Raw genomic sequence first — 252 nt, forward strand, 5'->3', positions numbered from 1 at the left:
TTTGCGTCGCCAGTGCGTTGATTGGTTGCATCATCGGCGGCGCGCTGGGCGGCTATTGCAGTAACCGGTTTGGTCGTCGGGACTCGCTGAAAATCGCCGCCCTGCTGTTCTTTATTTCCGGCATTGGATCCGCCTGGCCAGAATTAGGCTTTACGACGATTAATCCAGATAACGCGGTACCTGTTTATTTAGCCGGATACGTTCCCGAATTTGTTATTTATCGCATCATTGGTGGTATTGGGGTAGGTTTAG

At 51.2% G+C, this 252-nt stretch carries 1 protein-coding gene; it reads left to right on the forward strand.

All coding sequences use genetic code 11. The annotated features are described in order from the left end of the window. A partial coding sequence (locus tag ACX9YW_RS23315; protein ID WP_460351151.1) for an MFS transporter occupies nucleotides 1-252 on the forward strand: 252 nt, incomplete at both ends.

The organism is Pseudoneobacillus rhizolycopersici (assembly GCF_054786815.1).